The sequence below is a fragment of the Aeromonas sp. QDB23 genome (assembly GCF_027707745.1).
Classification (GTDB): Bacteria; Pseudomonadota; Gammaproteobacteria; order Enterobacterales; family Aeromonadaceae; genus Aeromonas; species Aeromonas allosaccharophila.
Map to the genome: position 1 here is coordinate 1 of NZ_JAPCJA010000085.1, position 9,844 is coordinate 9,844.

At 49.3% G+C, this 9,844-nt stretch carries 10 protein-coding genes; all 10 read left to right on the forward strand.

Annotated features, from left to right (window positions below; all coding sequences use genetic code 11):
• The first annotated feature begins 348 nt into the window (after positions 1-348).
• On the forward strand, positions 349-1,473 hold the full coding sequence (locus PG888_RS21620) for an Lcl C-terminal domain-containing protein (RefSeq protein WP_270694337.1): 1,125 nt from the start codon (positions 349-351) through the stop codon (positions 1,471-1,473).
• A gap of 136 nt (positions 1,474-1,609) precedes the next feature.
• Positions 1,610-2,152, forward strand: a complete 543-nt coding sequence (locus PG888_RS21625) for an Lcl C-terminal domain-containing protein (protein WP_270694338.1) — start codon at positions 1,610-1,612, stop codon at positions 2,150-2,152.
• Between the two features lie 211 nt (positions 2,153-2,363).
• A complete protein-coding gene (locus PG888_RS21630) occupies positions 2,364-2,747 on the forward strand; it encodes a hypothetical protein (RefSeq protein WP_270694339.1) in 384 nt (127 codons plus the stop codon).
• A gap of 148 nt (positions 2,748-2,895) precedes the next feature.
• Positions 2,896-3,975: a hypothetical protein gene (locus PG888_RS21635; protein WP_270694340.1), complete on the forward strand. Its 1,080-nt coding sequence runs from the start codon at positions 2,896-2,898 to the stop codon at positions 3,973-3,975.
• Positions 3,972-4,382 carry a hypothetical protein gene (locus tag PG888_RS21640; RefSeq protein ID WP_270694341.1) on the forward strand — a complete coding sequence of 137 codons (411 nt, stop codon included), beginning with the start codon at positions 3,972-3,974 and terminating at the stop codon, positions 4,380-4,382. The genes PG888_RS21635 and PG888_RS21640 overlap by 4 nt, the downstream gene beginning before the upstream one ends.
• Positions 4,382-5,365: a hypothetical protein gene (locus PG888_RS21645; RefSeq protein ID WP_270694342.1), complete on the forward strand. Its 984-nt coding sequence runs from the start codon at positions 4,382-4,384 to the stop codon at positions 5,363-5,365. Before PG888_RS21640 ends, PG888_RS21645 begins: the two co-directional genes overlap by 1 nt.
• Before the next feature lie 82 nt (positions 5,366-5,447).
• Positions 5,448-6,410, forward strand: a complete 963-nt coding sequence (locus PG888_RS21650) for an ATP-binding protein (RefSeq protein WP_270694343.1) — start codon at positions 5,448-5,450, stop codon at positions 6,408-6,410.
• Positions 6,411-6,584: 174 nt separating this feature from the next.
• Entirely contained in the window at positions 6,585-8,099 is a 1,515-nt protein-coding gene (locus PG888_RS21655) for an Lcl C-terminal domain-containing protein (RefSeq protein ID WP_270694344.1), read from the forward strand.
• Between the two features lie 65 nt (positions 8,100-8,164).
• Positions 8,165-8,764, forward strand: coding sequence for a hypothetical protein (locus PG888_RS21660; protein ID WP_270694345.1), 600 nt, complete (start codon positions 8,165-8,167; stop codon positions 8,762-8,764).
• A 268-nt stretch (positions 8,765-9,032) separates the two neighbouring features.
• The gene (locus tag PG888_RS21665) at positions 9,033-9,710 is read left to right on the forward strand and encodes a hypothetical protein (protein WP_270694346.1); all 678 of its coding nucleotides are present in this window, start codon (positions 9,033-9,035) and stop codon (positions 9,708-9,710) included.
• The last annotated feature ends 134 nt before the right edge of the window (positions 9,711-9,844 follow it).

Genomic DNA, 9,844 nt, shown 5'->3' on the forward strand with positions numbered 1-9,844 from the left:
GCAGAGAAAATCCAAGCAAAACAACACGTTAGACGGTATTATTAATTCGCTTGCCGCTTAAGGTTCTGTACATGATCAGTTATTACCTGATGGATCACTACAACTGGCGGCGTCCACATCAACACAATGACGGGATGCCGCCAGCAAAAGCCGAGGATCGGCCTAACCAAGTGTCCGGATTTAGTTGACCACTACAACTACACCTGAAATAATAAAAGTACGACTAACTCGTAGTTATACGCCAATTTCTTGCACTCTTACGCCAAGTGGGTTGTTGCTACGGTATTCGCCCTTTAATTTATCCGCTCAAAGCGAAACTCCGGTATGGAAAATTAAAAGGAAAATAAAGTGGTTAAATTAGATAAAGGCTTTTTTCTCTTCATTTTGAGTTCACTACTTCTCTTTTTATTGAGTGGTTGTGGTGAAAACAGTGTAGAGACGAGTGGAAGCAATACCAGTGTAGTAGGGGATAGTGAGTCAAGTGGTGACCAAGATGAGGCAGACACATTATCTACAGTCAAGGATATTCGGCTTATTAAAGGCCCCAGCAGCTTTTTACTCGATTGGCCCGCGGTCGAAGGCGCCACCAGTTACCATGTGTATTACGCGCGGGAACCGGGCATCGAACCCGATAGTTACGCCAGTAATATCGATGGCACTTGGTTGCAAAATGTGCAGCCACCGATTCGCATCAGTAACTTAACCCCGCATGTATGGCATTTGGTAGTTACCGCTGTGCATCCTAGCGGTGAAAGTGCCCCCAGTGGTGAAATGACCGCCTTTGCCGCCACCCAACCGCTCAACGACACCGGCATCGATTGGTGCGCTGATGTCAGCCAAAACAACTTAGATTGCCCAGTACAAGGCTATGAGGGGCAAGATGGCGACCATGGCCGCGATGCGCTTGCTCGTAAAGGCCAGTTGCAAAAAATCGGTGGTGGTGCGGCAGGCTTTGATTTTACCAAGCTGGATAACGGCGGCAACCCGCTACCACAAAGCGCGAGCGAATGGAGCTGTGTGCGTGATAACGTGACTGGCCTGATTTGGGAAGTCAAACAACCCGCTGGCAGCGGCGGCCTGCGAGACGCTAACCATACTTACACTTGGTATAACCCCGATAACAGCAATAATGGTGGTTATGCTGGTACGCAAAATGGCGGCTCTTGCCAAGGTAGCTCGTGCGATACCGCAGCCTTTGTGAATGCTGTGAATGTCGAAGGTTTGTGCGGCGCCAGCGATTGGCGCATGCCGTCGGTGACTGAGTTACTCAGCATTGTTCATAATGGGCGCACATTACCCGCGATAGACCAAAGCTATTTCCCACATACACCGCTACATAATGTGTATTGGTCGTCTTCGCCCAATGCCAGCGGTAGTGGCCACGCGTGGGGCGTATTCTTCAGCCATGGTGAAGTCACTTATGAAAGTAAACTCAACTACAGCCGCGTCCGTTTGGTACGAGTCGGGCAGTGATGGTTTATTGGTAAATAAGCAGAGGTGATTCGAAAACTTGCTCAGTTGCCTATCGGGTACTGCGCATCATTTTCAATTCAGCGGGCAGGCGCTTGCCCGCCGCGGTGAAACGTTTCGCGATAAAAGGATAAACATTATGTTGACAACCAATAATCACTGGCAACTAGCTATTGCGGTATGGGGGCTACTGTTGGCGGCCAATGCCCAAGCTAGCAGCTTATGTGCTGGTATCGAAAATGCGGCTATCACCGCCAGCACGCCAAGCGCGGATTTTACGGATAACGGTGATGGTACGGTTACCCACCATACAACCGGGCTTATCTGGCAGCGATGCAGCCTTGGTCAAAGCTGGGATGACGCTAGCTGTAGCGGCGCGGCCAGTACCTTTAACTGGTGGCAGGCTTTGCAGCAAGCGCAGCAAAATACCTTTGCTGGGCACAGTGATTGGCGTTTGCCGAATAAAAATGAGCTCGCCTCGATTGTTGAATACCGCTGCTATGGCCCAGCGATTAATAGCCAACAATTTCCCAATACGCCATTAGGATGGTATTGGTCGTCTTCGCACTATGCCTTCAATAGTAGCAACGCGTGGGACGTCAACTTCGAAGGTGGTTACGTCAACTACGACAGTAAGGGCAACGGCGGCCTCCGCGTCCGTTTGGTGCGAGCCGGACAGTAATTGGGTTTTGGCTGCGGGGCGGAGCAAGGAGAAGTTTTGCCCCCAGTGATGCTGGTGAGTAATAGTTCCCCACAATGCTGGCTGAAACCTATCTACTGGCAACTCTTTCGAAAGGGTAGCGATCGATTTATGGGCCATTTAAGTTACAGAAGTGTTTCAGTGTGTAATGTCAAATACGAAAAAATTAGTCTAAAAATAGAGGTGTAAATATATGAATCAAACAGCTAAACAGGATTTTTTGAAAACTTTTAAACAATGTTCTTTACTTTTAATTGCGCTTTTTTACATTATTTTTTGTGTGATTTTGATGTCGTTTGTCAACTACAATACTGAATTTTTCCAGTCTGTTTGGAGTGTATTTTTTGAGTTCTATCAGAGTTCCTTTGGTGGTGCTAGTGATGGTTTTTTTATGTTCGTTTATGCTGTTGCACATTTTGTCGTTTTTAGTCCGGTTGCTGCATTGTTAATAGCTTTTCCATCCTACATCGTTCTTCGGTTTATGTCTCGTCAGCCCCGTAATCTCATTTTACCTCCTATCATAATGTCATTATTAGGTATGGTTTTATTTTTGATATTAAATGTTCTAATTGATTAATGATATATCTGCATTGATATTTGGGTGAAAGATACGTTAAATGGCTGCTGTATTAATGGTTATTACAGGCTATTACCACAAAGACTAATGGTCTATAAGTAGGAAAATAATGGCGTATTTTAGGGTATAAAAATAAGAGTAGGCACGGATGCAGCAATTGAAGCAAACAAAAAGGCTTGGGTTAGTGTTGCTGGGTATAGGGTTACTCGGTGCTGTGGTTTACGCGCTGAGCATGCTAGAGCTTGGTGTAGCAACGGACAGCGACCCTCTATCTCCTATGCCTGTGCCTTATTACTTAAACCTTGAAGAGGGCGAGTACGCTCGCCTAATCCCTCGGGCGCAGAAACAGTATGCGCTGGCACAGTGCCAAGGTGATGACGATTGGCCCTTGCCTTATCTCGCTTACGATAATCAGCTATTGCAAGAAGTGCTGCAAAATCAAAACGAGTTTTCACAGCAGGCTTATCTACAAAACCGCCTTGCACTGCTGAACGAACGCTTTCGTTTTAAGCAGGATCGGCCTTTTTTACGTGGCGAGTTGCAAACGCTATTGCAAAGCAGTACTGCTGAGCAAAGCATCACCTTTAGTGCTTGGCTGAAAAAACGTATGGCAAAACAGCTTGAACAGTTTCAGCAGTTGGATCATCAGCTAAAAGCGAGCCAGCCTTGGTGGCCGTGGGCAGATTGGCCAAGCCAACAGCACTGCTTGCAATGGGCGAAGCGGGTAAAGAATGATGACTCCCTCACGGCTGTGCCGATCTACCTTACCGACAATGGCAGCGGCAAAGGCATTGTTATTGATGACTTTTTTGCTCTGCTGTTAGAGCACCAAATCGATCAATACCTGGCGCGCGGTGATGTGCAAAGTGCCGCCAAGGTGTGGCCGCAGGTGATCCGATTTGAACTGCTCGATGCCCGCATATGGCAAGAGAACATCATCGCGCATATCGATGAGTATTTGGGCTTTATCACACTGTTTGGTTTAGATAAAACCGAGGCCTTGGCGTACGCCGAAACGCGGTTGCAACAAATCGACGATATTGATTACTACCCTGACGATAAAGCCATCATGCAGCGTAGCGTACAGTACTTGCGGCAACAGGCTGCGCTAGAGCCTCAGTTGAGTGCCATTTCAGGCAAAAATCATCATCGTTTGCGCTGTTATCAAGGTAAAGCACCTTGCCTAACCGTGTGGCAGTTGTACGCACAGCAGGGATGGCAGCCATGATGTTACCTCGCACACTCTTTACCCGGTTACGCACGCAGTCCGATTCGCTGGCACAACTTCGGTTAGTGATGAGCTTAACCTTACGCACGCTGCTGTGGCATTTGTTGCTGGTACTTTGCCACCTCACTTTTATGACCATTTGGCTCAAACAGTTTGCCTTGCCCCTGTATTGGTTGGTGTTGCTAATACTGCTATTTGGGTTAAATGGGGCATGGGCGATGTGGAAGCACTACTACCCGCCGCGTAAGTTGTGGGCAGTGCAAGGGGTGGGGATCGCCACAATGGTAGCGGCCATTCCAATCAATCCTGACTATTTTATTGTGCCGTACCTGCTGAGCCTTGCCTGCATGCACTATCGCTGCCAAGGCTGCATTGAACTGGTGAATCCAAGCCGAGGGAATGGGTGATGGAGCATATTGATCGCTTGGAGCTTTTGTATCAACTTAACCGCTACCAACAACTGCTTGATGAAACGCAGCGCCAACTCGCCAGTGATCATACCGATGTGGCGGCAGCGCTTTACCATTTGTTGGCACTCTATAGCCAACAAGCCTTTGATGAGGCAGATCAAGCGGCGCAGCGGCTGCAAAGCCAATGCCATTCACACAGTTTTTTCTGGCTCATTAAAACCCAAATCGCGCTGCGTCTTAATCGGCTAACACAAGCAGAGCAGTGTGCTCAACGCGCGTTATCGTTGGCGTATCACGATGCCGACAACCACGATAATCTTGCGCAGGTGATGCTCCATCAGCAGCAGATTAGCAAAGCGCAGTTCCATTTGCTTGAAGCGCTGTCGCTCGACCCTTGGCATCGCGAAGCGCGGCTGCATCTTGCGCAGTTGTATGGCTCGCTCTGTTTGCGCCCTGATTTAGCCAAAACCCTCTTGCGTGAGCATCTACAGCACCAGCCACAAGATGCCTTCGCGCTGGAGTTGCTGGCGCAATACAGTAGCTCCCCTTGGCAAAAGCAGCGCCTGTTGCAGAAAATTTTACGCTTTGATCCCCTCAACCGCGAAGTGGCAAAGCAACTCAATCAACAGGTGCGTCGACAGATCCAATCGGGGCTAGCGTATGCCGTATTGGCGCTGCTCGGCATCACGACCCACCTATGGCCGAATTTAACCAGTGAAGATCTCATGGGTGGGATCAGGGTAGGGTTGCTGTTAGCCAGTTTTGCTCTTACCGTTTGGGTGTTTAGCTGGGATGAGAAGCTCCCCGCGCTTGGCCTTATGCTGCTGATGTTAACGCAGGTTTTTCCGCCGCAAGAGTGGGATCTCATCACTTTCTTAATCAGTGGCGGGATTGCCGCAGTATTAACGCTGAACGCTTATTGGCTAAGTCGTTTACTGGCTTGGTTGCAACATAAACTCTCCGCCCACTCACCAAGCTAACGTTGGCAGGTTTGCAGAGCCAACTGGAAAGTGTGGAAGGCCAAAGGTTGGCACGGATTGACGAATACCAAGGAAACCCCCGATGAATGAACAAGCTGAGCCGCTACCCGCGGACAACTCGCCCCCGACAGCGCGCCACTTTAGCCCGCTGAGTAGCAAATATTTCGTTGATTTTTCACACGTTGGCGGTTTGGATGAGCTAAAACAGCAAGCAAGAATGAAAATTATCGAGCCCTTTAAAAACCCTGCGCTGTTTAAACGTTTTAACAAATCCGCAGGCGGAGGTTTGCTGCTTTACGGGCCGCCGGGCTGCGGAAAAACCTACTTTGCTCGTGCCATCGCGGGTGAGTGTCACGCCGCGTTTTTCAACGTCAGCATCGACGATATTTTGGATATGTACCTTGGCAACAGTGAAAAAAACATCCAAGCCCTGTTTGCGACGGCACGCGCCCACAAACCGGCAGTGATTTTTATTGATGAAATTGATGCCCTCGGCCGCAAGCGCGAACTGCTGCGCCACACCTCACTGACCACCACCATCAACCACTTTCTGGCAGAGTTGGATGGCGTAGAAAGCGACAATGAAAACCTATTGGTGATTGGCGCAACCAACGCACCGTGGGATGTGGATTCCGCCTTTCGTCGCCCGGGGCGTTTTGATCTCACCTTATTTGTAAGCCCGCCAGATGCCAAAGCGCGGCAAGATATTTTGCAACGTTTACTCGCTGATTTACCGATTGAACCGCTCGACTACCGCCAGCTTGCTGAGCTGAGTGAGGGGCATTCCGGTGCGGATCTCAAAGGCTGGGTCGATGCCGTGAGTGAGCAAGTGATAGAGCAAATTCTGCGCACCGGACAAGACAGCACCATCACCATGGTCGATCTCAGCGAGCACATTCGCCAGCGTCAGCCAAGCACTCTAGAGTGGTTTGAATCGGCCAAGCAGGTCGTGGAATACGCCAATCACAGCGGCGTATTTGATGAACTAGCCCGTTATTTAGAGCAGCACCCCACCGGCAAAAAACGCCGCATGGGATTTTTTTAAACAGGATCACATTAAGCAGGGATAAGCCAGGACATTTGAATGAATCGCATAACAATATGGAGTTAGTTCCCTTTAGTGATACAACGTGTTGAAAAAAGACAGATGAAATTGGTACTTAGAAGCTATCGTAAAGATAACCATGATGATAGCCCTAAATCGATTGGAGTTAATTAGATGAAAATAAAACAAGCGTTATGGCTAGTCACTGTGTTTTGCACCAGTATCTCTTTTGCGCAGGCTAATAACTGTAGTAAAGAAAACTGGGCACCTGATAGTCGTTACACCATTAAAAACGATATCGTGCTTGATAACGAAACAGGGCTTGAGTGGAAACGCTGTCCGGAAGGGTTGAACTGGAATGGCAGTGCTTGTACAGGTGTCCCGTTAGGGATTAGTTGGAATGATGCTATAAAAAAATACGCATCTTTAGGTCGTGATTGGCGACTACCTACCCATGAAGAGTTGGCCACGTTACGCACCAGAGGAACGAGTGATCCACGAGACCTTCAACGTTCGAGTTGCAATATACCAGCGATAAACCAGCTAGTGTTCCCTGGGAGTGCTGCAACGGGCGTGTTTTGGTCTTCCACAAAAAAATATGATGATACGGCTTGGTTTGTCATGTTCACGGAAGGATTACTCTTCAATTACCATAAAAAGGCTGCTGGATATATCCGTTTGGTTCGCTCTATTGGGCAGGCTGAATATATTGACAATAACGATGGGACTGTGAGCGATAAACGCACTAACTTAACTTGGGCGCGCTGTAGTGTTGGCCAAAACTGGGACGGTCAAACATGTAGTGGTACGGCTACAGAATTCAATAGTGATGATTTAATTTCCGTCATTAATAGCGCAAATGGTATCGTGACTGGTACCAGAGAAGTGGGAAAACCCTTTTGGCGACTGCCAACGGTAGATGAATTAGAAACGTTAATATTTTGCTCTAAAGGTTATGAGTACAAGGCACTTCCAAGTGGAAAATATGTCGCCCAACAATCTTGCTTTGAAGAATATTCACAACCTCGTATCGATTTAACAGCTTTCCCCAATACGCCGAAAGTTAACTCCGATTATTGGACGTCATCGGTTAATAGTGTGGAGAGTGAAAAAATAGGAATAGTTGGATTTGAATCGGGCTTAACAATTTATCAAAAACCACTCTCGGGTAATTATGTTCGGCTGGTGCTTGATAAGAGTACGTCAGTGTATGAGGTTAACGCTGGTGCCACTGTCTACGACAAAGCGACCAACCTCACTTGGATGCGCTGTAGCCTAGGTCAACGCTGGGATGGCAAAACCTGCAACGGTGAGGCGGATGAATATACATGGCATGACGCAACCAAGCTAACACACCAAATTGCGGTCTCAACGGCAACGGCTTGGCGTTTACCCACAGTTGAAGAGCTGGATTCTTTAGTCTACTGCTCAAAAGGGCGTAAGCCTTCAGCGCGCCCCAATGGTAAGTATGTGATAGATACCAATGGCGTATGCCTTGGTGACAACTACCAACGGCCGACCATCAACATCAGGGCTTTTCCTAACACGCCGGATTATGCTTATTGGTCGTCTTCGCCCAGTGCCGGCAGTAGTGGCCTCGCGTGGTACGTCGGCTTCATCAGTGGTCTCGTCTACGTCAACAGTGAGAGCAGCTACCACCACGTCCGTTTGGTACGAGCCGGACAGTAATTGGTTTTTGGCGTTTGCACACCGCACCATTTTTGTTGATGGCATCGAAATAGGGGAGAAATGTAATGAAACCTAACTTAAACCCACTCAAACCCTATTTGAGCAGTGTGGTGTGCGCTTTGCTGCTGACGGCGTGCGCCAGTTACCCATTGGGCATGAGCGAAGCCCAATGGCTGGCACTAACCCCCGAGCAGCAGTATGACGCGCAGCTAAAACAAGCCGAGTTGGATAGGCAACGTGAAGCGCGCCGTTTGGCAGAGCAACAAGCACGCGAGCAAGCGCTGAAAGAGCAGCAAGCGCAGTTGGAGCTGGCGCGTGAAAACGCCAAATATGGCGAGCGCGTGCAATGTGTGCTGCAAAATAGCGAGCTGTACTTTAATAAAAAATGGCGCGAGAGCGAGCCCTTGGCGCTCGATCTCTTGGCGAAGCAACCGGCGCAAGCGGTGAAACAAAGCACCGCAGATGGCCGTTATGGTTTCACCCTCTACGCGCAGTTTGATGGCCAAACCCTCAGCCTGTGCCGCCATGAAAACAGCCGCCGCCAAGAGTGCGTGCTGATGCTCGGCACCTTTAACGACTACCACCGCGGTTTGCGCCAAACCATCCAGCAAGATAACTGGCTACGCGGCCAACTGCGCTGCCAGTTTGTGCCGAAAGTGTGGTGATAAAGGCAAGGTTAAAGGTGGCATGCTGAGGTAAGTGTAAGCAAGTAGGACAGATGATGAACTGGAACCCCGATGATTACTTAGCCGCGTGGTACTTTGCAGCGCGCGCCCATGCTGGGCAAACCTTCAAAGGCCAACGGCCTGATGAGCACTTGCCTTATTGTGTGCATTTAGGCGCTGCCCAGCGATTAAGCGCACGCATTGCCGATTACGCGGCGTTTTGTTCACCGCAAGCTGAGTAGCAGTAAATGAAGGGAGTGAAAAGCGCATGAGCCAACTCTCGCTAAGTGAAGCGATACACAGAAATATTCAGGCGTTAAACCAAGCGCAAAGGGCTTCGCTGCTGCCTATTGTGCAGCAGGTACTGCACTATCGCGATTTAGTGGCTCGCCAAGGTTGGTTAGTACTGGAAGTGGCGCATCAACCCTTTGTCGAACCGGTTTTGAGCCAAGCTGCACAAAGTTATTGTGACAAAGTGATCGAACTTTTGCTGTGGGGGCATGATGCCAGCGCAGTGGCGCAAGTATGCCAGAGAGGGTTGTTGAATCAGCCTTTTTCGGCGCTTGAACAACTGGCGCTGCTGTTGTTTAGCGATGGTATGCTGGCACTGAGCGAGGGCAGGCCACGTGATTATCTGCGCGACATCATGCTCGCGTCACTCGGTTTTGAATGGCAAGCGGCTTTGGAAGAGGCAGAGCAGGCGCGCGAAAGGGAGTACCCGCTTGCACCATTAGTCTGGCAGCCATTCACTGACGCTGAGCTACACCAAGAGTTAGAGAACCACGCGCCCGGCGAGCAAACCCCGTGGCGCGCCGCTTTTTTGTTCGCCCATTTAAGCGATGCACAGTTACAAGCGTTACTGCGCGAAGCTCAGATCAGCGACTGGATTAATCTGCTGTGGCTGGTGCAAAGTGAACCATGTAACCGTTCACCGGGACGGTGTTGACAGCACCAACTCCTCCGGGAACGGGTAGTCGGTTTTCTCGATGCAGGACCTGACAACTGAGGTATCCTGATTTTCACAGACAGTCCCGATTGTTACGATGAGACAATCGGGGGTATTGAATGAAATCGAGAGAA